This is a genomic window from Vibrio agarilyticus (assembly GCF_012641465.1).
In the GTDB taxonomy this organism is placed as follows: domain Bacteria; phylum Pseudomonadota; class Gammaproteobacteria; order Enterobacterales; family Vibrionaceae; genus Vibrio; species Vibrio agarilyticus.
This window is the reverse complement of record NZ_JABAIK010000003.1, coordinates 127,693-150,697: the sequence shown is the minus strand read 5'-3', so window position 1 is coordinate 150,697 and position 23,005 is coordinate 127,693. Positions and strand designations below refer to the sequence as shown.

The following is a 23,005-nucleotide window of genomic DNA, read 5'->3' as shown; positions in this document are numbered from 1 at the left end:
ATGGTTCAAATTGACCTAGCCCACTTTAAATCTTTGAATCATCGACATTAACTCATTACACACCTGATCCAATTCTTGGCTGGCATTCGCTAACTGTTTTGATTCTTGAGCCACATCGATAGACATGTCTTTCATACTCACGACATTACGATTGATGTCATTCACGGTCACGGTCTGCTCTTCTGCAGCCGTTGCAATATGGTGACTCATGGTTTCAATCGTTTGCATTTCACTACTGATTTTGTCAAGCGCTTGCACTGCTTGATTGGAAAGCGCAGACGCGGACTCCGCTCGCGTCGAGCCTTGATTCATCACCCCAACAACGTTTTCCGCACCAACTTGCAGTTTTTCAATGATAGTTTGAATTTCGTGAGTCGATTCTTGCGTTCGTTGAGATAAGGTTCTGACTTCATCTGCCACGACGGCAAACCCTCGTCCTGCATCACCCGCTCGCGCCGCTTCAATCGCCGCGTTGAGTGCCAGTAAATTAGTTTGATCAGCAACCCCTCGAATCACCTCAAGCACTGTATCAACATTTCGACTATCCCGCGCTAACTGCTCCACAGCCAAGCTGGCCTGTGTAATATCTTGCGCAAGCTGATGCGCCTCATTCATATTGTCGCTGACAATACGGTGACTATTTTGGGTCTCATCCGCGGCCATTTGGCTGGCACTATTGGCATCCACTGTGCGTCCAGCCACCTCCTCTACCGTAGCCAGCATCTCCGTCATTGCCGTTGCCAATTGTTCCACATCTTGCTGCTGCTGATTCAAGCTTGAATCAATATTGTTAACCGAGCGCCCCATTTGCGCGGTTGCCGAAGAGACCTGACTTCCCACGTCGCTGATACTCAGCATAATTCGCTGAATCGCTCCAACAAAGTGATTAAAGTGACGTGCAAGCTCACTCAACTCCTTACACCCACCCTCATCCAGCCGCTGCGTCAAATCACCTTCGCCTCTGGCTAAATTTTTCATCGCACCTACAGTTTTGGCGATGGGACCGGTGATGGTTCGAATGAAAAAGCTAATACACACTCCAAGCACCAGTAAAACAACACTCGCGTTGGTCAGTGAGGCCAATTCTGAATTATGAATATCATCTTGAAGTGCCTCCATATTCACCCCACCACCAATTAACCACTGCCATGGCGTGAACTCCTGAACGAAACTGGTTTTAGGCACTGGCTCACCCGTGGTTTTGTTGACCAAGTCGTAATCAACGCTCCCTCCCCCAGCCATAGCGGTACGGATCAATTTTTGCACAAAAAATTCTCCGCGCGAATCTTGCATATCAAAGATGTCTTGACCAATAAGATGAGGTAGACCGCTGAGATACAAACCTTGCCGATCAATCACAAAAACATAATTACCATTATCAAATTCAATCGCCCGCATGGCCTGCAGCGCTTGTTCCTGCGCTACGGTTTCACTGATTTCACCACGCTGGTATTTATCATAGTAATGCGCCATAACGCTCTCAGCGCTCTCGACCAGCATCTGCATCCCGCCGATATAGTTATCCCGCATCTGATCTCGAGTTTTCAAAACGTCTAACATCGTGCTGGCCATAAGGCCAACGGCAAAGATCACCAACAAGAGCCACGCGCGCATGGCAATCGAGGTGGATTGAAGTGAAGTAGTCATAGAATGTCCCTAGCCTGTTGTAAATTTACATCCTGTCTTATTTAGCGTAGCAGCCCCCCTATCTCTCGCCAGAAAAAGGCGGTGGAACGTTATGACACTAATTGAATTTATTAGGCTCATCTTTGCAATTCATGGCAATCACAGTCAGATTAGGTACAATTGATTTATTCATTATTTCAGAAAGATATTATGCCCAAATCCCAATCAGTGTCTCTAGCACGGCAGTTATTTACCATGACGTGGCCAATGATGTTCGGCGTCTTGTCACTGATGAGTTTTCAATTGGTCGACAGTGCTTTTATCGGGCAGCTTGGCGTGTTACCTCTCGCCACACAAGGCTTCACTCTGCCAATTCAAATGATCATTATTGGCATTCAAGTTGGATTAGGCATCGCCACCACCGCCATTATTTCGCGCGCGCTGGGGGCAGAGCAATTTGTCTACGCGAAACAGCTTGGTGGATTGGTTCTCATCGTCGGTATGGTGGGAGTTGCATTGATAGGATTGTTGCTTTGGCTGCTTCGTTACCCCATTTTGGCGTTATTAAGTGCGCCCGACACTGTCATGCCGGTCATCAACCATTACTGGCCACTGTGGCTCGTCAGCTCTTGGATTGGCGCAACGCTTTATTTTTTCTACAGTGTATGCCGCGCAAACGGCAACACTAAATTGCCTGGCGCTTTAATGGTGATCACCAGTTTAATTAATCTGGCTCTTGACCCTTTGTTTATTTTCACCTTTGGACTTGGTATTAATGGAGCGGCGCTTGCAACCAGCACCGCATTTGCGATAGGCCTAATTATCATTGCGCCCAAGACTCTCAAATATGACTGGATGAGTTTTGACTGGCGAGATATTGACCTTTCAAACAGCGTACGTTCGCTGCTGAACATCATGGGCCCAGCGATGACCAGTCAATTATTACCACCCATTTCATCGATGCTCGCCACAAAAATGTTGGCCGGATTTGGTACCGCGGCAGTTGCAGCTTGGGCGGTCGGCTCGCGGTATGAGTTTTTTGCTATTGTGGTGGTGCTGGCGCTGACCATGTCGTTGCCGCCCATGGTGGGACGCAGCTTGGGAGGCAAGCAATTTGATGACATCGACGCAACCGTCACTCTCGCGGCGAAGTTCGTTTTTGGATTTCAGCTAATCATCGCGCTGCTTACTTTTGCGCTCGCCGGCCCATTAACCGACATCATGGCCGCAGAAGATTCCGTACGAAAAATTCTCCATTGGCATCTCACTATAGTGCCAATCAGCTTAGGCCCTGTTGGGATCTGCATGATGATGGTCTCGGTCTGTAACGCACTTGGAAAACCTTATCGAGCGCTGCTAATTTCAGCCTTGCGTCTTTTTGCCTTTTTCCTGCCGTGCCTATGGATTGGTGCCAAACTGGGAGATGTGGAAGGGCTGCTGATAGGCGCCAGTATCGGCAATATGCTTGCTGGGTTGTACGCTTGGTCGATGTATCGCCAGACGATTAACGCGCTGAAACGTTCGCGCGAATAATATGGAGCATGAGGCGCAAAACCAATGTGTTGCGCCTCATCAAACCACGCGATTAATCTAAAAATCGATTAAACCGTCACAAGCACGCGAGCGGCAAGGGCTAAAAGGACGCATCCTGACAGTTTATCGATAAGCGCCGCTTTTGCTTTTATCTTATCGATAAAACGCGAACTGGATAAAACGCATGTAATCAAGCTATACCACAAACCATCAACGATCATCGGCGTCAGAACAATCACAGCGCGACCTGTCATACTTTCGCCCAAATAAACGAACTGGCTGAACAGCGCGATAAAAAACAGGGTAATTTTCGGGCTTAAAATCGAGATCAAAAAGCCGTCTCTCGCCGCTTGCCACCAATGGCTCTGCTTACCTGCTTCAAGCTTTGCTGCAACGCCGCCTTTTGAGCGCAATGCATTGATGCCAAGATAAGCGAGATAGAGCGCGCCCGCATAGCTGATCCCTTTAAATACCAAAGGTGAGCTTTGCAGCACAACAGCCAGGCCGATCAATGTGATGAACGCATAAATGCCAATGCCAATGGCGTGCGCCCAGCTAGTCACCAAACCGTGAACACGGCCGCCAGCGAGGGCGTGTTTTGCCACAATCGCTAAACTAGGTCCTGGAGACATTGCTCCAAGAAGACAAACAACAAACAGAGATAACCAAATTGTGAACGTCATACCGCCTCCTACTGACTGAACACAAACCGACACACAGTCCCTAAAATCAAGACATTACCCACTGGGAACAACGCAAAATGCAAACGTCGTATTCTACACCTGAATATTTATTCTCGGATAGTGTTTTCAGCACGGACATGCAATGTGAAACAACGTCATGCGAATGAGGCTTATACCAAATTGAACAATTTATGTTCTACTGCGTAAATATACCCAAGTAACCTCAAGTCGGTTAAAACAAACGCTGGGAAAACCCATGTCAGACCATTTTGAAAATTCAAGTAAACCAAATTCTACTTCAATGCGTTACAACGATGACTCAACCAATGAGCGTCAAGCGCGCAAACTACCCAGCCATCGTCTAAGCCGACTTGGGCAATTTGCCACACTTGCTACTCAAATCGCGGGAAATGTTGTGACGCATGGGGCAAAGCAATGGGTAAAAGGTGAGCGGGCTCAGGTTAAGCAGCTACTCCTAACGCCAAGCAATATCGAGCGCGTTGCAAATCAATTGGCACATTTACGCGGAGCCGCAATGAAATTGGGGCAAATGATCTCGATGGACAGTGGCGATTTCCTCGCGCCTGAGCTTGCCGATATTTTGGCAAGATTACGCTCGGATGCTGACCCAATGCCAACGCGACAACTCGCTCAAGTGCTAGAAGCCAATCTGGGACGCGAATGGCAGCAGCACTTTACTGCGTTTAACTTTAAACCCATCGCTAGCGCCTCAATTGGGCAAGTTCACTTTGCTTACGGCGACGACGGCACACCACTTGCAGTTAAAGTACAATACCCAGGCGTGCGCCAAAGTATTGATAGTGACGTCGATAACGTCGCGACAATGTTACGTATCATTGGCCTCATCCCTGACAGCGCCGATTATCAGGGGCTTCTTAATGAGGCCAAACTGCAGCTGCACGACGAGGCAGACTACACTCGAGAGGCCGACTTTGCCAAAGCGTATTTTTCAGCACTCAAAGATCAGCCAGAATTCATTGTGCCCAAGATCATTGACGATTGTTCCACTCAATCGGTGCTCACAATGCATTATCTCGATGGAGAGCCGATAGAATCCTTAATTAACGCACCGCAAGCGCAGCGTAATACCGTCATGACCCAGCTTCTGTCACTGCTCTTTCAAGAGCTGTTTACTCTGCACATGGTGCAAACGGACCCTAACTTTGCTAATTACCGTTACCAGCGGGAGAGTGAACGCATTGTCTTGCTCGATTTCGGCGCAACCCGTCAGTACAGTGAAAGATTCAGTGAAGGCTACTGCCGCGCTTTTGCTGCGGTGCAGCGCCAAGATGATCACGCGCTCAACGACGCTCTAGAGATGATAGGTTTTTTTAGCCACGATATACTGCCAACTCAGAGAGACGCGGTCATCTCGCTGATTAAAATGGCGTTCGAGCCGATGGGCGCAGCATCAGGTTATGATTTTGCCACTAGTGATTTGCCGACAAGGCTGCGCGAAGCGGGTCAGATCCTCAGTTTTCAACAAAATTACTGGCATACACCACCCGCTGATGCGATTTTTCTCCATCGCAAAATCGGCGGAATGTATCTGCTGGCATCACGATTAGGCGCCAAAGTGAATGTCGCCCAGTTAGTTGAACCCTATACCAATCGCAGTATCTAACCTTCAACTTCGTTTGTTAAAAGAAATTAATCCGTAGCCTAAATAGCAAAAAAGCCGGCAATGCCGGCTTTTTAGTCACTAACCTAAATTATAGGTAGTAACGCATACCCAGTTTCCACTGATTATCACCATCATCAGCTAGGTCAAACTGGTAACCAGCAAAACCTTGGAACTGAGACGTGAAGCTGTATTCAGCTTGCAGTGCAGACGTTTCTAGGAGATCAGAGTTGCCCTTTTCATCTGATACTTTTTCATAGTTAACACTTAAGTTAACGCCGTTTGCCAGAGAATACGCAGCAAGTAATTCCACAGCATGAGTATCTTCAAAAACTTCTTCTGGTGTAGCACTCTTGTCATCAGTATCCAAGTAGTATGCATTTTCACCGATCTCAAACATTGCGGCTAGATATAGGCCGCTGCCATATGAACCATAGGCCGCAGAGAACACGTGTGCTTCAGCTGTTTTAGCAGCTACATCACCAGTGCTGATCGCATAGTTAAGACCAAAGTCTGCAATTGAGTAATTAAGTGCAAGTTGTACACGATCATCGAATTTTTTTGTTAGTTCTGTTGCACCTGAGCCAAAAGTATGTTCTGAAGCGCCTTGCCATCCAAAACCTACGTTCAATGCACCAGCGTTACCGAAATCAAAACCGTTACGGTAGCTGATCATTTTTTCTGCTCGCCAAGTACCTAACGCTTGTGCTGAAAGGTAAATAGAGTCGTTAGCAAACGCGATTGGCATATCCGTTACGCCAGCTGCATCGTAGTAAGGTGCCCATTGAGTACCCACAACTGCGCGACCAAACTCAGCGTGAGTAAGACCAATGTAACCTAAACGAGTTGTGAATGACTCTTCACCACCTTCAAGAAGGTTAAGTGACCACTCACCTTTTGCATCAGCAGTGAAGCCGTTGCCTAGATCATTGGTTGCATTGAAGTTGATACGTGGAGAAACCGCGCCAACATCCAAATCGCCTTTTTCAGAGTCTTGTAGAGCTACTGAAACGTGACCGCCTAGAGAGAAAGTTGTACCTTGCGCATTGTATAGTTCAACTGCTACTGCTTGCGATGCAAATGCTGCGACCGCGATAGCTAAAATATTTTTTTTCATTTTATTTATTCCATTTCTGAACGAATCGACTGTTAAGTTCCTAACGAAGGTTATTTCACCCATTTGGCGAGATTACCTTCAATTAACAAGTGCTCCTCGACTCTATTCGATAACTTATTGATTCCTATCATAAAATAATATAAATTGACAAAAAAATAAATAAAAATCATTTAAAAACAAAAACTTATACAAAGTTAAAATCCTGAAATTTTTGCAACACATCCTCTCGCAATCGTTAAATCACTCGCATTTAGATCACATAAAATGCGCATTCAGTCGCATTACGTACATTTTTTGTGGGCATTTTTCTCACAACAAGCTACACAACAGCCAAAACAAAACACAACAATCACTTAACATCACTACACTATTTGACCCTCGACTCGTCTTTTAACCGTGTCGCATTCCTAATGAGCAATAGTCCATTCTATTAATAAAAGTTTGAACCCCGTCGCAAAGTTGAGGGCGAGCACGATCTAATATGCAACACCAATCATATTGCATATATTGGCGTGGCAAATGTCACAACCGCCACTCATCAAGTTGCAGGTGCAATAGAAACGTCATAGCTTAGAAATAATTTCTTAACACTCAGAAATTAAGTTTGAGTCAACAAACCATTGGGCATGTAAGCCCGTTATTACAACAATTAGGGTACAAGAAATGAAAAAAGCAGTTTTAGCAGCAGCAATTCTAACATCACTCACTATGGCCCCAGCGTATGCCGCAACCGTCTACGATGACAACGGCACAGTGCTAAAAGTCGGTGGTCGCGCCGAAGGTCGTTTCAATATCTCAGATAACAATGAAACGGACGCCACTGCGACAGAAAAAGCGACAACCAAATTTGAAGACAAGAGCCGAGCTCGTGTTAAAGTCGAAGGTTCGACTCAAATTGCGTCAAACCTATTTGGTTTTGGTAAGTACGAATCAGAGTTTAAGCGTTCATATGATGCGGCTACCGATAAATACGATAACAAAATCGATAATCGTTACTTCTTTGCTGGACTTAATTTTGATGACAACTTCATCTCTTACGGTAAGCAAGATTCAGCGCAAGTCATGGTGACTGACTTTACTGACGTATTAGAATCTTTCGGCGGTAGCTCTGCCGACATTGTTGAGGGCGCAAAAGATAAACTTGACGGCAACTTCGTTTATGGTGGCGATTTTGGCCCTGTTGTGGTTCAAGCCAACATGGTTGCCGCTCGCGCAACTGACCGCAACAGCTACGGCATTGCTGGTCTCTACACCCTTGATGAATACAACCTTGACCTTGGCCTTGGTTATGTGAAACAAAAAGATCCTAAGTACAGTGAGTACCAAGTGACCCTTGGTGGTCAATGGATTTACGAACAGTTCACCCTTGGCGGTCTGTTTGTTACAGGTAAACAAGAAGGTGAAACCCTTACTGGTTTCGAGCTAGCGGGCCAATACCAAGTATTGCCACAACTCGACCTCGTGCTTGTTTACAACTATCGTGAAGATGTAAAAGGCGATAATGAAACTGAAGTGAATGAAACCACGATTGAAGCGGTGTACAAGTTCGACAAGAACCTTCGCACTTACGCAGCGTTCGTATTTGATTCACTAGGTGGTATGGATCACCACGATCAATTCCAAGCAGGTATTCGCTACGATTTCTAAGGTAATTTAACACCAAAGTTTATTAGCGATAAATCCGCTTTGATTTAAATATCGTTATCATCAAAAGTCAGCCATTCGGCTGACTTTTTCTCTTTACCATGAAATAAAATATCCCCTTCCAAGTTCTTATTAGTTATAAAAATAAAATGAGGATAAAAGGATGACGCAACCCATTAAACTCACGCTCTACCGTTGGGCAGGCAGCTGGGGACCATTTAAAGTCAACATTCCTTGTGGTGAATGCACGCTGACCAAAGACATCATCAAGGACGTTCTTGTAAACGAACTGGCAGGTATTCCAGTAGAGGTTGAAATTAAAGACTGGCTATCACACTGGTGGGAACCACTCAAGCATGGTGCTTGGCATGCTCCGATAGTAAAAGTGGGCGATAAAATCGTCAGTCAGGGGGAGGCACTCAATCGAGGCGTATTAGTGCAAAAAATCATCGAACAATGGACCAAGCAAGATAACCTAAAAGGAAATATCGTGTTTGGTAAAGCAGGTTGCCCCCACTGCGTGCGAGCAAAATCACTGCTAGACAAAGTCGGTATAAGCTACCAATACCATGATGTAGTGAAAGAGAGTTCCGCACTGTATCGCATGATCCCCGAGGTCAAAGCCCACATTGGCTTAAAAACACCAGTGACCGTACCGCAAATTTGGTTAGAAGGGAGCTATATTGGCGGCGCAGATGCACTAGAGAAGTGGCTTGAAACTCATTTGCCAGAAACCGCTACAAACAACGTTGTTAATTTGAAATAGCGTCTATTTTTCTAAAAAAGTCACAAAAACCTGTCAAGTTCGGGCGTCAAAAGGCGTATCTAACGCCCGAGCTTCGCAACATAGCCTATGGCGTCGACTCAGCCGCGCTTAGGTTGCTGGTACGTTTTCCCTGCTGCTTGATACACCTCTTTCGGTTTCATATCGAAATAAGTTGAGAAGAACCATGCCGCAAATTTCACCAAGTGATCACCTTCATTCATCACATGCTCAACATACTCTGTGAGTTCACCAGCTTCATTTTCTTCGTTAAATACGTGGTAAATTCGGCGCTCTCCTTCCACTTCAGCAAGGGCAAACTGCCCTGTAAGTGCATTGGCAGCTTCTGCAATGTCGGTGTCTTCACTCGCTTTTAGCCACGCTAAACCCTCTGCTAAAGAAGGCAATTTACATAATTCAACGACCAAAAGTTCAAATTCTTTCTGATCCATTTTAAGTCTCCAGTGTCATATGACCGCGCATTGTATACTTATGCACGTACCTTCGAAAGCGCTGTTTTATACCCATAGTGGTAAACAATAGGTCGAGATGACGCTCGTTCAAACTTGTAAACATGTTGCATATGAACAATAGTTATCTTATGTCGGCAGCATGTAAATAGGGCGAGAACGACAGGTATGCAGCATCAAGTCAACACACATTCGGTTGCGATCATGCGGCTCAATCAGCTTCTCAGATCGAACCATTCAACAATCCTTGAGTCTATCGTCAGTGAATTACGCGCGCAATTTCAGCTTCAAATTTGCGCAGTATTCAATATAAAAGCAAATAGAACACGCCTTCTAACTCATGCTCTAGCTAGCGGCAAAGATCACATACCTTCTCGCTCTGAGAGCGAAAAGACCTCTAACCCGCCTTTCGATGATGTCCAAGCAATTAACCAAGCTTTATTAGATGAACTGAGCTCGCGCCTGATTGAGCTTATGACGGCAAGCAAAGACACCATGACTTTATCGGCTATCACGCCCATTGTATTTCAGTGCGCACCGACAAAAACATTGCGATGTTTGGCCATCACTTTGCATGATGCCCACCAACAACCCGACGGGGTATTAATCTCCATATTTGAGCCGATTACCCACTCCAGTACTCTGATTGAATACCACCACCTATGCGCCCGCTTAATTGAACGCGAGTGCCAGACTGCGCGTCTTAGTCATCAATTTAGAGCGCTCACGCAACAATTTAAACACGATGCCACCCATGACCCTCTCACTAACCTACATAATCGAGCCAATCTGTCTGCCACTCTTGAAGCGCTCGTTAATCAACACCGCGCGTTTTCACTCTGCCTACTCGATATCGACGATTTTAAACAAATTAATGCCGCGCATGGTCATATGTGGGGCGACAAAGTGATTCGCTATACGGCAAAAACACTAAAAGAGCACCTGCCAGCCACCAGTCGAGCCTTTCGTATTGGGGCCGACGAATTTGCGTTTATCATCTTCAATGACGAAGCAACCATCGTTGCCAATAACCTGATTAACCTATTTAATCTTGGCTATAGCAACCCAGTTCGGCAAATCGCTTTTACTGTCAGTATTGGCATCGCCTCGTATCAAACCTTTAGTCATAGCAAAGATGAATTAATGCAAAATGCGACTCTTGCACTCAAGGCATGCAAACAGTCACAAAAACAGCAATTCTACCGATTTGATGAAACACTGCGAGCCGAGCATGAACGCCAAATCATACTGACTGAAGCCCTTCGCTATGAGCTGGAACGGCCGATTGACGAAAGCGATATTTATGTGGTGATCCAGCCTATCGTCGCGCTCGATAACCCTCAGTGGCAATACTTCGAGGTGTTAGCGCGTTGGTCACACAGTGAAATGGGAGCGCTATCTCCGTTTGAGTTTATCACCGTAGCGGAACAATCGGGGCTCATTATCGCTCTTGGAAAACGCATTATTGAGTTAGCGTGTCTCGCCAAGCAAACCCTTGAAAACCAGCTTGGCTACACTATATGCCTTAGCATTAATTGTTCGGCGATTGAGCTAACCGATGCGTCTCGCTACATCGAGCACCTAACTGCGATGATGATCCGCTATCATCACAGGCCAAGAGATTTTGTCATTGAACTTACCGAAAGTGTCTTACTTAATCACAATGACCGAGGCGAGCATATTTTAGATGCATTGCGTTATCTTGGGTTTCGAGTGGCATTAGATGACTTTGGGACAGGCTATTCAAGCTTAAACTACATTCATAGCTATCCCATTGATATTATTAAAATTGATGCGACATTCGTGCGTAATATGTTAACCAGCGAGACAGCTGAACGCGTCATTTCATTTATTGCGCAACTGGCGCACCAACTACGCTTAAATTTGGTTGCCGAAGGTGTTGAGAACGTCAACGCGCTGGCGAAACTTCGCAGTATGGGGTGCCAGCACATTCAAGGGTATTACTTCTCAAAACCTCTGGTAGCAGATGAGATGATAGCCTTAATACGCAAAAATAACGCCGAACGCCAAGCCCAAACGACGATTCGTCCTTCTTAGGGTATATCATCGTAAGGGATGTGTGCTTCAATCACTTACCATCGCAAGGCTAGTCTCTTTATCGCCAAACAGCGCATCTAACGTATCTCGCTTGGCGATGAAACTTTTGAGTTCATTTTTAGGTACCGAAGACGCCATTGGAATATTCGCTTTCATTGCGTCAACAGGGCGACCATTAGCAATCAGCTCATAATGTAAATGCGCTCCGGTCACCCGCCCCGTTTTGCCTGAAAGACCAATCACTTCACCTCGCGCCACTTTTTGGCCTCGGCGCACTTTAATTTGATCCAAGTGGAGGTAACGAGTTTTGTATTTACTGCTGTGCTCAATCACCACATATTTGCCAGCATAAGGGTGATTCGTTGTTCTAATCACAGTGCCGTCGCCTGTCGACATCACCGGAGTCCCAATCGGTGTCGCAAAATCAGTGCCGTTATGCGGAGCCACGCGTTTTGTCACCGGGTGCAATCGCCTTGGATTAAAATGAGAACTCAAACGCCAACGCGAATCCACCGGATAGCGCTGAAATGCGCGCTGTAAACTGTTGCCTAGCGCATCGTAATACTGGCCATCGGTATGTAGGTAAGCCGATAACAGACGTTTTCCGTTATAAATTTTTATCGCTTCTAGCTTACGCTTGCCCGTCGCCTGCCCATCAATAAACTGTCTCAATCGAACCACTTCAAAGCGGTCTCCCGCGCGAAGATCTCGAGCAAAATTGACTTTTTCTTTCAAAAGTGACTGCACTTGTTCAATTTCATAGCTGCTCAAACCCGTGCGATTTGCCGACTGAGAAAAGCTGCCATAGATATCAGCAAAAAGTGCCTCTTGGACCCAATCACCTTCTATTGAAACATCGGCAAAATCAAAAGCGTTATCACTATTCCGCGTGTATCGCACGCGGTCTGCAAGCGTAAACTCCAATTCCATCATTTGTAGAGTTCGATTGGCTGGGTCAATCCAAAAACGTAATAAATCACCCGGTTGTAATGTATCTAACGCAAGGTAATTCATGTCTGTTTCCATGACACCCATCATGTCACTGTAACCGATCCCTAAACGCTCAAATATCTGACTTAAACTGTCGCCAATTTGAATTTCATACTGAAAGTGAGGTGTTGGCTCTGTGGGTAAGTCAAACGAGGGTTCCGCATTTGCTACAGGCATCGTTGCGGCCACTTTTAAAGGTATCCGTTTGGTCAGCGCTTTTGTCTCACCTATGGCAAGCATAGTGACCAAACAAATGGCCACCGTGACTAACAGAAAAATCGATATTTTTCGCCCCAGCATAGGGCGTTTTTTAGCGGTGTTCACGCGTTGTTCTCAAAACTAACTATCATTGGGCTGCCTTGCCCGAAAAAATCCACCATACCCATGGTAAAAACCAGCTAACGCAACACTCAATGTTACGCGCGACAAGCGACATACTGTAACGTACCCTTCGCTTATAATCCTTGGGTATACTCTAATCTTGCGAAATTATCACCATGTTACCGTATTTGGAGCCTTTATTGGTGATCTTGACTCAATCTTAACGTTTTAGCTGCTTTTATAACCGACCATTTGACCTTCGCGGGAGAGGTTGTACTCACCTTTGTGACATTGCTCAACAACACCTGCAATAGTTCTCCGTCAAACCTCATACCAGTCACATCGTACAGTGGTGGTGGTGGTAGCGATAACGCGTCGGCTAATATGACCCGTTTTGGCGTAGGATCGTAACCAAAGAGCGCGAGATACTTAAATTGGTCACCCCCATCCTGAGTGATAAGCAAGGGTGCAACAAACCAACCCTCTTGGTTGGGCCACGCGAGTAACTGAGCCGTATCGACAATCACCTCTCCGCGCCAACTACCGCCATCATAGCGCCCTCTCACTTGTTGAACTTGGTCATCATAGTGATCAAGCAAGGCAAATGCATGAGTTTTAGGCACAGTCACAGTCCAGGGATTAGGAACATCAAGCTTGAGTACTTTCTCTATAATTTCATCATTACTTGTTGGCGTCACTTTTGCCAAAATGGCGTCATCACCCAGCGAAAACCGATAAACGGCAGCAACGGCCACGAGAACGAGCAAAACGATGGGGATCGAAAGCATCAATGTTAATGAAGAAATTCCTTTTTGCATAATCTCGCACTCTCTAAAACTTGAGTCTGCAAACCATAGCGCCTTTTCTTATACTAAAACAACTGCAAGCATGGGATTTGTGAAGTCTTAGATAGGTAACCATATGATGAGATTGCTTTCACGTCAGTTGACTTGCCGTTGCCAACAGGCGCAATTGCTCTGTTATGGTGACGCTGTCACACCATCACTTTCCAATAGTTTCATGCTATGGTCACAGTTTGAATTTGAGCATGGACGCCAGCGCGGTATTGGCCTGATTTACCCTGCCCGTTATGTGATCCTACGGGGCGTTACCGTCAGTTTTACTCGCTTGTTAGATGAAGGCGAACAAGTCGCTTATCAGTTTTGTCCACATTGTGGCGTCAGTCTGACCTGCCGCAGCTCTCTGTTCCCTCATCTACTAATGATTCCTAGTGGCCTTCTGACGCAGCCTCTGCAAAAGCAATCTCCCGTGACGCAACTTCAAGTAAAACCAATATAGGTATATAATCCTCGGGTTATTTTCTGCAAACACTGGCAACCTGTCGTGATTTCTAAACTTCCTCGCTGGGTCGAATTCGGCGCGCTATTATTGGCACTACTTGCGGGTAGTGTGAATGCCATTGGTTTACTCGGGTTTCAGCATCAAGCTATCTCCCATCTTTCAGGTACCGTCACGCTCATGGGCAGTCACCTGTTTGATGATCTCTCCACGTCATTTCACCTGTTTTTAGTGATCGCCAGCTTTTTACTTGGGTCAGTATTCAGCGGCTTTTTTATGGAAGGGACCGCATTGAAGCTTGGCAGACGCTACGGTGTTGCATTGTGTATCGAAGGTGGGTTGCTCTTAAGCGCAATGTACTTTATCAATCGCGACATGTTAACGGGCCAATACCTTGCCTCTGCTGCGTGCGGGCTACAAAATGCGATGATCACCACTTTCTCTGGCGCGGTAGTACGCACCACCCATATGACTGGCGTCATCACCGATCTTGGACTCATGATTGGCCAAACTCTACGCGGTTATGGCTTTGATAAACGCAAAGCGAAACTGTTTGTTTGCATTCTTGTTGGGTTTCTATTCGGCGGCACCCTTGGTGCAATTTGCTACGAACGCTATCAAGCCAATGCCTTAGTGTTGCCTGCAATATTAGCTTTTACCATGGCAATCGCCTATTGGCTCTACCTTGCCATAACTCAACCTATATCCAAAACAATGCGATAATCTCATTCATTCTATGACGTGGTGATGACCACTTCATAGAAAACCTCGTTTGCAACCACACCCGCTAGAATTCACAAACCACAACAAAAACAAACCAAAAAGCAACATTTACCACCAATTGGTAAAATAACCGCGAATAAAACTGAATATTTAGCCAAATTTAATGAATAGTATTGCCATTGAGCTAAGTTGCAGTTACTCTTGCGCCCAGTGATTAAATACGGATATTTGGTGAATAAATATGTCCAGCAATGCTCTGACTCAACCTGCGACCCATCGGCTTGCCTTTTGGCGCTTCCTGATCCCCTCTTTGGTGGGCTTATTCCTATTTATGGCACCTGTCAGTTTTGATGGGGCAATTACGATTCCAGTGGCTATTCTAGCCAAGTCTTTGCAGGCTGCATTGGGAAATGTGCTGGTTGAGTTGGTGACGATCATTGTTGCTGCAATGGCAGTATTGTCGGTTATTTTTGCGTTTGCTAAACCTCGCATTATTACCCAAAATCCCTTCCTCACAGGGCTGTTTCTTCCATCCCCTTTATGGCTTGCTGTTCGCGTGATCGGTGGCATTGCCGTAGTGATGAGTTACTTTCAAGTCGGCCCAGAAGCCATCTGGCAAGAAAACACAGGCGGCATGGTACTTCAAGGCTTATTGCCAACGTTATTTTCAGTCTTTATTTTTGCCGGTTTGCTGCTACCCCTATTGCTTAACTTTGGTCTGCTTGAGCTGTTTGGCGCATTGCTAAGTAAAATCATGCGCCCCGTTTTTAATCTGCCCGGACGTAGCGCGATTGACTGCATGGCCTCTTGGCTTGGCGACGGTAGTGTCGGCATTTTGTTGACCAGCAAGCAATACGAAAGCAAATTTTATACACAACGTGAAGCGGCAGTTGTTGGCACCACATTTTCAGCCGTCTCAATCACGTTTAGCTTAGTGGTTATTGCGCAAGTGCAATTAGAGCACCTGTTCTTGCCTTTTTATGCCACCATTTGTTTAGCGGGTCTGGTTGCTGCCGTTATCATTCCACGTTTACCGCCTCTTAGCCGCAAAAAAGATTGTTTTATTGATGGCACTAAGCCAAATAAAGCCGATGATGCTCTGCCCGATGGCCACACTACTTGGTCTTGGGGCATGACGTTAGCCGTAAAGCGTGCTCAAGAAGTTACTTCAGCAAAAGCCGTTATCCAAGAAGGCGTTCGCGCTGCAAGCGATATGGTATTTGGTGTGTTGCCTGTCGTAATGGGTTTAGGCACCATGGCTCTGGTATTAGCTGAATACACGCCTATTTTTGAATGGTTAGGCACCCCTTTTATTCCCTTGCTTGAACTACTTGGTGTTCCAGAAGCGGTGGCAGCATCAAAAACCATCGTAGTAGGCTTTGCCGACATGTTCATTCCAGCGATTCTTGCTGCATCGATTGATAGTGAAATGACGCGCTTTATCATTGCCGCGCTTTCGGTCACCCAATTGATTTATATGTCAGAGATTGGCGCTCTACTCATTGGCAGTAAAATTCCGGTGAATCTATTTGAACTGTGCGTTATTTTCTTACTTCGCACCTTAATTACGCTGCCGGTTATTGCGGGAATGGCGCACCTCATTTTCTAATTGACCACTCCGCCATACCCATGATGCCTTATTTTGGGTATGGTTTTTAGGGTGGTACCGTCATGAAAGTGAAACTTATCACATAGTGTTCTATGGTTAGAAACAAGCCTTTGAGCGTCGCACAAAGGCTTGCAACTTCCTGCCAAATGGAGCTGAACACTATGACGATTCCACCTTGCTCTCGTCAATTCTCTTCCCATGACACACCAGTGATCCTCTGTGCTCAACCACAGCCAACAAATCAGTTCTTATTGGCCTATCAGCTCTCTTCATTGGGATACGCTTATGAGATGCTTACGTGTGGCCAACAGGTGTGGGATAAATGGCAGACAGGTCACTACACAACCCTAATCACCGCCTGCCAATTACCCAATCTTGACCCATTTGAGTTAACCGATACCATACGGGAAACAGAACAGTATTTTAACTTAATCCCAACACGGATTATTGCCACAACACCGAGCTCTCTGGCGGAAGCCCATTTTAACTGCCTTGACGTGGGTATGGATCATTGCGTGAATATTCCTTTTACTGCGGCATCGTTACGATCTCTTTTGGTTCCTTGTCCATTGGCATCACACCAACGGGATCTCGATACTATTCATATACCCTCTGTTAGTTCCAGCTCAGATCGCTATTACGGCATCGACATTTCTCGTCTCATGGAAACGCTCGAAAGCCATGATGAAGATCTCATCGAAACGGTGGTAACGCTGTTTCACCATAGCGCGAAGCAAGATATTGATGAGATAAAACACGCAGTAATCACGATGAATCCAACGTGCGTACAGCAAAAAGCCCATGCATTGAACAGCGCCGCACTTTCAATTGGTGCATTTCAACTTAGCGGACGTTTTAAACAAATTGAAGCTAACAGCGATGACACTCAGTATGTGAAAGCGCAACTGGCGAGTATCGAACATCAACTTGATGTTTTAGGAACAGAGCTCGATTTACTCAGTGATACTAAACCCACCTAATCAACCGGCACCTTAGATCCAAACAAAAGTAATACAGCACTCATTAACAGCCTGATTGAATGTCTTATTTTTGCCACGATACGCATCCTATCCCTCACGAAACCAATACCTATACAACCGCGCACTATACTGACTGAAAAGTCACTCAAAACGGATGGAGATATGGAATCACCAATTGAAACGCTTGCCTCTCGTGGCTGGAAATGGTTTGTGATTGTCGGAGCGCTAGTCAGTCTTGCGGGGCTGGGGGCCATCACACTCCCTGTGTTCGCGGGAATGGCGGTTACCACTTTAGTCGGCGCACTCTTTTTATTTAGCGGCCTCGTTCAAGGCTATCATACATTTCGCATTCATCAGTGGAGTGTCAAACTCTGGTATGTATTTAGCGCCATCATTTACATATTAGGCGGGTTGTTTATTCTGTTTGAACCCCTTTCAGGTCTGATTACCCTAACGATGCTGATGGTGGTCATTATGATTTTTAATGGTGTCACGCGAGTCATTTTCGGCATTGCCAATCGAAAAATTGACGGGGCAAGCTGGATCGTTTTCAGTGGCATTCTATCCATCATCCTTGGCGTTTATTTCTTTTCGTTACTTGGAAACCCCGAGATTTCAACGTCTCTACTCGGCATTTTTATCGGGGTATCTTTGCTAATGGAAGGTATTTCGTTTGTGTTTATGGGCTTTCAGCTAAGACGCGCAGCAAGCGTTTGAGGTCACTATGCACGTTCTTGTCATTGGTGGAACGGGCGGCATCGGCAGCGCAGTTGTTAAAGCGCTGCTTACCCATAAAGGTGTGACAGCGGTTCACGCAACTTACTGTCACAGCAGCCCGATTGATACCAAAAACTCTCATCAGGAAAAAGCCGTTCAAACGGTTGCTCTTGAGGAAAAAACCAACCCAAACGACCCCTACTGGTACCCACTTGACTTAGAGTCTGAATCAGATATTGAAGGGCTCGCAAGCCGGCTGGACACAGTGGATTGGATCATCAACGCCGCAGGTGTGCTTCAGCCACATGATGGCCTTGAGCACAAAACCGAGCAATCACAAAAAAGCCGTCACAGAGCGCCAGAAAAGCGACTTCAAGCGCTTTCCTATTCGTGGTTTATGCAGAGTATGGCGATTAATGCCGCTTCCCATTTGCTGGTAGCCAAAGCATTTGAACCACATTTACGCCGTAGCCACCAGCCACGTTATCTTGCGCTTTCAGCCAAAGTGGGCAGCATCCAAGATAATCGACGTGGCGGCTGGTATAGCTACCGCTGCTCTAAAGCAGCGTTAAATATGGCCATAAAAACCTTATCAATTGAATGGCAGCGCACTTTGCCAAAGGCGGCGATTATCGCCTACCACCCTGGAACCACAGATTCTCGCCTTTCGCGTCCGTTTCAGAATCACCTCGCCCCCGGACAGTTGCAAACCACCGATACCAGCGCTCATCAGTTGATCAACACATTACTCAATTTAACACCTGAGCAAACTGGGTTGTTTCTCAGTTACTCTGGTGAAGTCCTGCCTTGGTAGTATGGCACAGCCCACGACAGCGCTTTGAGCAATAACGAACTTCCTCCCACTGTTTTTGCCATTTTTTGCGCCAATTAAAGGGACGTTGGCAGACTGGGCACACTTTACTGGGCAGATTACTGAGCATTTAGTGCCTAGCCCTAATTTTCCGGCGACGTATGTTCGCTTCCTTCACCAGATTGTCAAACAAAGGCGCAAACAGGTTAGCAAATAAGATTGCGAGCATAATGCCTTCAGGGTAAGCCGGATTGAGCACTCGAATTGCCACGGTCATAAAGCCAATCAGCAGTCCATAAGCCCATTTCCCGTTATCAGTAAACGCCGCAGAAACAGGATCGGTCGCCATGAAAAAGGCACCAAACGCCAAACCACCCAAAGCGAAGTGCCAATAAAACGGCATCGAAAACATTGGGTTAGTATTTGAGCCAATCCAATTTAAGAGCGACGAAGTCACAATCACACCAAGTAGCACGCCAACAACAATACGCCACGATGCAATCCGCATTGCGATAAGCAAAAGACCTGGGATCAAAATCGCCAGCGTCGATACTTCGCCGATTGAACCGGGAAGATAGCCCATAAACGCATTCAACCAACTCAGTGGCGCGCCAGTAGCAACATCAACTAAACCCGATTGCCCATTTTGATACCATTGACTAAGCGGCGTTGCCGCGGTGTAACCATCAGCGGCGACCCAAACAAGACCACCGGACATATTGGCTGGATAAGCAAAATATAAGAACGCGCGCCCTGCTAATGCAGGGTTGAGAAAGTTACGGCCCGTGCCACCAAAAATCTCTTTCGCCACAACAATACCAAAAGTGATCCCAAGCGCGGCCTGCCACAGCGGGATAGTGGGTGGCAAAATCAACGCAAACAAAATTGAGCTGACAAAAAATCCTTCGTTCACCTCATGTTTGCGCACAATTGCAAAGAGCACCTCCCAGAAACCACCGACAATAAATACCGTGGCATAAATCGGCAGAAAATAACTGGCGCCGAGCGCCATTTGACTAAGCCAGCCAGACTCCATGAGTGCTTGGGGCGAGGAAAAAACCAAAGATAAGCGCCAGTTGTCATCAATAATCGCGGCCAACGCATTAGGGTCATACGCGGCAGAGAGCGCGGTAACGGCTTGCAGACCCACGTTATACATACCCCAGAACATCGCCGGAAATACCGCAAGCCAAACCATAATCATAATCCGCTTTAGGTCGATACTATCGCGAACATGGGTGATACCTCGATTCACATGTCCAGGTGTATAAATCAGCGTGGCGAACGCTTCATACAAAGGGTAGTAACGCTGGTAACGCCCACCAGGCTCAAACAGTGGTGCATATTTAGCGAGGGTTCGCTTTACTCCCATATTTGCCTCCTACCAATATACCCGTCCTACTTAGCGCTGCAGCTTCAAGCAAGACGAACATCACTTACCGAATCATCTCTCCCTACTACGGGACCAAGGCCAAAACAGGTCAAATTGAATAAAAGCATGGCAATCTCATTTTCTTACTGAGCGAATTACCCTTTCACCACGTAACCTTTATTGATTGTTGCAGCCGCTCGCTCACAGGTGACGCGGATTGTTTTTATACATTAGCTAAGGGTAAATTATGGACAGTTTTGCGCTTGATCTGGCCCGTTTCCAATTCGCATTTACCGTTTCCTTTCATATCATTTTTCCTGCTTTTACGATTGGACTGGCCAGCTTTCTTGCCGTTCTTGAAGGGCTTTATCTCAAAACGCGCAATGAGCAATATCTTCAGCTGTACAAGTACTGGCTCAAAATATTTGCGGTCAGCTTTGGTATGGGTGTGGTCAGTGGCATTGTTCTTAGCTACCAATTTGGCACCAACTGGAGCGTATTTGCCGACAAAACTGGCCCAATTTTAGGACCTTTAATGGGTTATGAAGTGCTCACAGCCTTTTTCCTTGAGGCGGGATTTCTTGGCGTGATGCTATTTGGTATGGGCCGCGTGGGCGAAAAATTACACTTCGCATCAACCTGCATTGTTGCTGTCGGCACCTTGATGTCGGCATTTTGGATACTCTCGGTAAACAGTTGGATGCAAACGCCGGCTGGCTTTGACTATAACGAGGCAGGCCAATTCATTCCGGTTGATTGGTTCGCTGTGGTGTTCAACCCCTCTTTTCCTTATCGTTTGGTCCACATGACGCTCGCGGCTTTTCTCACTACCGCGTTTGTGGTGGGGGGCGTTGGCGCCTATCACCTATTGAAAGCGCCCGGTAATCCATTGGCCCGGATCATGTTTTCAATGGCAATGTGGATGGCCGTTATCGTAACACCGATTCAGATCATTGCAGGTGATCTGCATGGCCTTAACACACTGGAACACCAACCGGCAAAAGTGGCCGCTATGGAAGGGCATTTCCAATCCCATAAAGGCGCGCCATTTATTCTGTTTGGTATTCCCAACGAGCAAACCCAAACCGTTGACTACGAGGTGTCTATTCCTCACCTAAGCAGTCTCATTTTAACCCACTCGTGGGATGGGGAAGTCAAAGGGTTGGATGCCTTTCCACCCGATGCAAGACCGCCAGTAACACTGGTGTTTTGGGCATTTCGCGTTATGGTCGGTATTGGCTTGGTGATGCTGACGCTTGGTCTGTTTAGTTTGTATCTGCGGCGCAAAAAGCGTTTGTATCAACCGACATGGTTTCACCGCGTTTGTGTTGCGTTTGCGCCGGCGGGATTTGTTGCCGTCATTGCCGGCTGGATCACCACAGAAGTGGGGCGTCAGCCATATACGGTTTATGGCTTGCTGACGACAGCCAATTCCGCCTCGCCAATTGATGCCGCCGCCGTGAGCGTCTCATTAACAGCCTTTGTTGTAGTCTATTTCGTTGTTTTTGGTGCGGGGATTTTTTATCTGCTACGCCTGATGCACAAATCACCCACTCGTTACGAACAAGGCATCGACAACCGTACTCCCGACGGTCAACAAAGTGACCCGACCTCATTAAATCAACACGGCAAGTAAGGAGTTCAACATGGATTATGCATTAATTTGGTACGCATTGATCGCACTGGCCGTGCTCATTTACGTCATATTAGACGGCTTTGATCTTGGGATAGGCTTACTGTTCTTGCGGGCAAATTCAGAAGCGGAACGCGATTTAATGATGAACAGTATCGCGCCGGTATGGGATGGCAATGAAACCTGGCTTGTTTTAGGTGGGGGCGGGCTGTTTGCCGTTTTTCCTCTTGCTTATTCGATCATTATGCCGGCGTTTTACGCTCCTGTTATTGTGATGCTACTCGGTCTCATTTTACGTGGCGTTTCATTTGAATATCGGTTTCGCACCAAACGGGGACGATTTCTTTGGGATAGCGCGTTTTTCCTTGGCTCGCTTTTAGCCACTGTAATGCAAGGGATTATGCTTGGTGCCTTAATTCAAGGGTTAACCGTCACTGACCGCGCCTACGCAGGTGAATGGTTCGATTGGCTTAGTCCCTTCAGTCTTTTTACCGGTTTTGCTTTGATCAGCGCCTACATTTTGCTTGGCGCGTGTTGGCTCATTATCAAGTTACCCAACGATCTCATCTCGGATTACTACACCATTGCCAAGCGTTGGGGCATCGTCTTAGTCATCGCCATTATCGTGACCAGTCTTTGGCTACCTCTTGCTAACGACACTGTTTTTGCTCGCTGGTTCCACATGCCCAATGCCCTGTTCTTTTTCGTAGTGCCTTTGGCGGCCATTGGGTTTATTTGGTTGTTATTCTCGTCACTGCTTCAGCACCGACCAATCAAAGCGTATCTGTGCGCAATCGGTTTGTTTGTGGTTTCTGCTGCCGGGTTTGGCGTAAGCACCTTTCCTTATCTCGTTCCCTTTGCCGTAACGTATAAAGAAGCCGCTGGGCCAGACGAAAGTTTGACCTTTTTACTCGTTGGAACAGTCATTCTCTTACCCCTGATTCTACTCTACACCGGTTACTCTTACTGGGTGTTTCGCGGCAAACTCAAGCATGGTGATGGATACCATTAACC

General features: G+C 46.5%; 21 protein-coding genes. 13 read left to right on the top strand and 8 right to left on the bottom strand.

What is annotated here, in order from left to right; all coding sequences use genetic code 11:
* Window positions 1–15 precede the first annotated feature (15 nt).
* Entirely contained in the window at window positions 16–1,647 is a 1,632-nt protein-coding gene (locus tag HGP28_RS04305; RefSeq protein ID WP_168835218.1) for a methyl-accepting chemotaxis protein, read from the bottom strand.
* Between the two features lie 189 nt (window positions 1,648–1,836).
* Here HGP28_RS04305 and HGP28_RS04300 point away from each other — a divergent pair, with 189 nt between their 5' ends.
* A complete protein-coding gene (locus tag HGP28_RS04300; protein WP_168835217.1) occupies window positions 1,837–3,159 on the top strand; it encodes an MATE family efflux transporter in 1,323 nt (440 codons plus the stop codon).
* A 68-nt stretch (window positions 3,160–3,227) separates the two neighbouring features.
* Here the strand turns inward: HGP28_RS04300 and HGP28_RS04295 are convergent, their stop codons facing one another.
* Window positions 3,228–3,842 (bottom strand): LysE family translocator, encoded by a 615-nt coding sequence (locus HGP28_RS04295; RefSeq protein ID WP_168835216.1) that lies wholly within the window; start codon window positions 3,840–3,842, stop codon window positions 3,228–3,230.
* A gap of 301 nt (window positions 3,843–4,143) precedes the next feature.
* Between HGP28_RS04295 and HGP28_RS04290 the strand changes: the two genes are divergently transcribed.
* Window positions 4,144–5,487 carry an ABC1 kinase family protein gene (locus HGP28_RS04290; protein WP_168835320.1) on the top strand — a complete coding sequence of 448 codons (1,344 nt, stop codon included), beginning with the start codon at window positions 4,144–4,146 and terminating at the stop codon, window positions 5,485–5,487.
* An 88-nt stretch (window positions 5,488–5,575) separates the two neighbouring features.
* On the opposite strand, the gene HGP28_RS04285 is transcribed toward HGP28_RS04290, so the two are convergent.
* Window positions 5,576–6,601: a porin gene (locus HGP28_RS04285; RefSeq protein ID WP_168835319.1), complete on the bottom strand. Its 1,026-nt coding sequence runs from the start codon at window positions 6,599–6,601 to the stop codon at window positions 5,576–5,578.
* A gap of 663 nt (window positions 6,602–7,264) precedes the next feature.
* Between HGP28_RS04285 and HGP28_RS04280 the strand changes: the two genes are divergently transcribed.
* On the top strand, window positions 7,265–8,248 hold the full coding sequence (locus HGP28_RS04280) for a porin (RefSeq protein ID WP_168835215.1): 984 nt from the start codon (window positions 7,265–7,267) through the stop codon (window positions 8,246–8,248).
* Window positions 8,249–8,408: 160 nt separating this feature from the next.
* Complete coding sequence (locus HGP28_RS04275; protein WP_168835214.1) at window positions 8,409–9,011, top strand: glutaredoxin domain-containing protein; 603 nt, start codon at window positions 8,409–8,411, stop codon at window positions 9,009–9,011.
* Between the two features lie 98 nt (window positions 9,012–9,109).
* On the opposite strand, the gene HGP28_RS04270 is transcribed toward HGP28_RS04275, so the two are convergent.
* Window positions 9,110–9,460, bottom strand: a complete 351-nt coding sequence (locus tag HGP28_RS04270) for a hypothetical protein (RefSeq protein WP_168835213.1) — start codon at window positions 9,458–9,460, stop codon at window positions 9,110–9,112.
* Between the two features lie 492 nt (window positions 9,461–9,952).
* Here HGP28_RS04270 and HGP28_RS04265 point away from each other — a divergent pair, with 492 nt between their 5' ends.
* Entirely contained in the window at window positions 9,953–11,536 is a 1,584-nt protein-coding gene (locus HGP28_RS04265; protein WP_211091882.1) for a putative bifunctional diguanylate cyclase/phosphodiesterase, read from the top strand.
* A gap of 27 nt (window positions 11,537–11,563) precedes the next feature.
* Here the strand turns inward: HGP28_RS04265 and HGP28_RS04260 are convergent, their stop codons facing one another.
* Window positions 11,564–12,826, bottom strand: coding sequence for a peptidoglycan DD-metalloendopeptidase family protein (locus tag HGP28_RS04260; protein ID WP_168835318.1), 1,263 nt, complete (start codon window positions 12,824–12,826; stop codon window positions 11,564–11,566).
* Between the two features lie 218 nt (window positions 12,827–13,044).
* Entirely contained in the window at window positions 13,045–13,665 is a 621-nt protein-coding gene (locus HGP28_RS04255; RefSeq protein ID WP_168835211.1) for a hypothetical protein, read from the bottom strand.
* 103 nt (window positions 13,666–13,768) lie between these two features.
* On the opposite strand from HGP28_RS04255, the gene HGP28_RS04250 reads away from it, so the two are divergent.
* From HGP28_RS04250 to HGP28_RS04225, 6 genes are all read left to right on the top strand, one after another.
* A complete protein-coding gene (locus HGP28_RS04250; protein ID WP_168835210.1) occupies window positions 13,769–14,146 on the top strand; it encodes a GFA family protein in 378 nt (125 codons plus the stop codon).
* A gap of 45 nt (window positions 14,147–14,191) precedes the next feature.
* Window positions 14,192–14,869, top strand: coding sequence for a DUF1275 family protein (locus HGP28_RS04245; protein ID WP_168835209.1), 678 nt, complete (start codon window positions 14,192–14,194; stop codon window positions 14,867–14,869).
* 241 nt (window positions 14,870–15,110) lie between these two features.
* On the top strand, window positions 15,111–16,478 hold the full coding sequence (locus HGP28_RS04240; protein ID WP_168835208.1) for a YjiH family protein: 1,368 nt from the start codon (window positions 15,111–15,113) through the stop codon (window positions 16,476–16,478).
* A gap of 161 nt (window positions 16,479–16,639) precedes the next feature.
* The gene (locus HGP28_RS04235) at window positions 16,640–17,458 is read left to right on the top strand and encodes a response regulator (protein WP_168835207.1); all 819 of its coding nucleotides are present in this window, start codon (window positions 16,640–16,642) and stop codon (window positions 17,456–17,458) included.
* 162 nt (window positions 17,459–17,620) lie between these two features.
* Window positions 17,621–18,175, top strand: a complete 555-nt coding sequence (locus tag HGP28_RS04230; RefSeq protein ID WP_168835206.1) for an HdeD family acid-resistance protein — start codon at window positions 17,621–17,623, stop codon at window positions 18,173–18,175.
* 7 nt (window positions 18,176–18,182) lie between these two features.
* Window positions 18,183–18,989 carry an SDR family NAD(P)-dependent oxidoreductase gene (locus HGP28_RS04225; protein WP_168835205.1) on the top strand — a complete coding sequence of 269 codons (807 nt, stop codon included), beginning with the start codon at window positions 18,183–18,185 and terminating at the stop codon, window positions 18,987–18,989.
* On the opposite strand, the gene HGP28_RS04220 is transcribed toward HGP28_RS04225, so the two are convergent.
* Window positions 18,958–19,116: a DUF2256 domain-containing protein gene (locus HGP28_RS04220; protein WP_168835204.1), complete on the bottom strand. Its 159-nt coding sequence runs from the start codon at window positions 19,114–19,116 to the stop codon at window positions 18,958–18,960. The genes HGP28_RS04225 and HGP28_RS04220 overlap by 32 nt on opposite strands.
* Window positions 19,117–20,358, bottom strand: coding sequence for an NADH:ubiquinone reductase (Na(+)-transporting) subunit B (locus HGP28_RS04215; protein ID WP_168835203.1), 1,242 nt, complete (start codon window positions 20,356–20,358; stop codon window positions 19,117–19,119).
* A 247-nt stretch (window positions 20,359–20,605) separates the two neighbouring features.
* Here HGP28_RS04215 and HGP28_RS04210 point away from each other — a divergent pair, with 247 nt between their 5' ends.
* Together HGP28_RS04210 and cydB are read left to right on the top strand one after the other, a co-directional pair.
* Window positions 20,606–21,994: a cytochrome ubiquinol oxidase subunit I gene (locus HGP28_RS04210; RefSeq protein ID WP_168835202.1), complete on the top strand. Its 1,389-nt coding sequence runs from the start codon at window positions 20,606–20,608 to the stop codon at window positions 21,992–21,994.
* A 10-nt stretch (window positions 21,995–22,004) separates the two neighbouring features.
* Entirely contained in the window at window positions 22,005–23,003 is a 999-nt protein-coding gene (cydB, locus tag HGP28_RS04205; protein WP_168835201.1) for a cytochrome d ubiquinol oxidase subunit II, read from the top strand.
* The last annotated feature ends 2 nt before the right edge of the window (window positions 23,004–23,005 follow it).

Coding starts and splice junctions, on each gene's coding strand:
- HGP28_RS04280 (WP_168835215.1), top strand. CDS start 7,265: ATGAAAAAAGCAGTTTTAGCAGCAGCAATTCTAACATCACTCACTATG.
- HGP28_RS04265 (WP_211091882.1), top strand. CDS start 9,953: ATGACGGCAAGCAAAGACACCATGACTTTATCGGCTATCACGCCCATT.
- HGP28_RS04240 (WP_168835208.1), top strand. CDS start 15,111: ATGTCCAGCAATGCTCTGACTCAACCTGCGACCCATCGGCTTGCCTTT.
- cydB (WP_168835201.1), top strand. CDS start 22,005: ATGGATTATGCATTAATTTGGTACGCATTGATCGCACTGGCCGTGCTC.
- HGP28_RS04285 (WP_168835319.1), bottom strand. CDS start 6,601: ATGAAAAAAAATATTTTAGCTATCGCGGTCGCAGCATTTGCATCGCAA.
- HGP28_RS04300 (WP_168835217.1), top strand. CDS start 1,837: ATGCCCAAATCCCAATCAGTGTCTCTAGCACGGCAGTTATTTACCATG.
- HGP28_RS04230 (WP_168835206.1), top strand. CDS start 17,621: ATGGAATCACCAATTGAAACGCTTGCCTCTCGTGGCTGGAAATGGTTT.
- HGP28_RS04215 (WP_168835203.1), bottom strand. CDS start 20,358: ATGGGAGTAAAGCGAACCCTCGCTAAATATGCACCACTGTTTGAGCCT.
- HGP28_RS04305 (WP_168835218.1), bottom strand. CDS start 1,647: ATGACTACTTCACTTCAATCCACCTCGATTGCCATGCGCGCGTGGCTC.
- HGP28_RS04295 (WP_168835216.1), bottom strand. CDS start 3,842: ATGACGTTCACAATTTGGTTATCTCTGTTTGTTGTTTGTCTTCTTGGA.
- HGP28_RS04220 (WP_168835204.1), bottom strand. CDS start 19,116: ATGCTCAGTAATCTGCCCAGTAAAGTGTGCCCAGTCTGCCAACGTCCC.
- HGP28_RS04260 (WP_168835318.1), bottom strand. CDS start 12,826: ATGCTGGGGCGAAAAATATCGATTTTTCTGTTAGTCACGGTGGCCATT.
- HGP28_RS04235 (WP_168835207.1), top strand. CDS start 16,640: ATGACGATTCCACCTTGCTCTCGTCAATTCTCTTCCCATGACACACCA.
- HGP28_RS04250 (WP_168835210.1), top strand. CDS start 13,769: ATGATGAGATTGCTTTCACGTCAGTTGACTTGCCGTTGCCAACAGGCG.
- HGP28_RS04210 (WP_168835202.1), top strand. CDS start 20,606: ATGGACAGTTTTGCGCTTGATCTGGCCCGTTTCCAATTCGCATTTACC.
- HGP28_RS04275 (WP_168835214.1), top strand. CDS start 8,409: ATGACGCAACCCATTAAACTCACGCTCTACCGTTGGGCAGGCAGCTGG.
- HGP28_RS04225 (WP_168835205.1), top strand. CDS start 18,183: ATGCACGTTCTTGTCATTGGTGGAACGGGCGGCATCGGCAGCGCAGTT.
- HGP28_RS04255 (WP_168835211.1), bottom strand. CDS start 13,665: ATGCAAAAAGGAATTTCTTCATTAACATTGATGCTTTCGATCCCCATC.
- HGP28_RS04290 (WP_168835320.1), top strand. CDS start 4,144: ATGCGTTACAACGATGACTCAACCAATGAGCGTCAAGCGCGCAAACTA.
- HGP28_RS04270 (WP_168835213.1), bottom strand. CDS start 9,460: ATGGATCAGAAAGAATTTGAACTTTTGGTCGTTGAATTATGTAAATTG.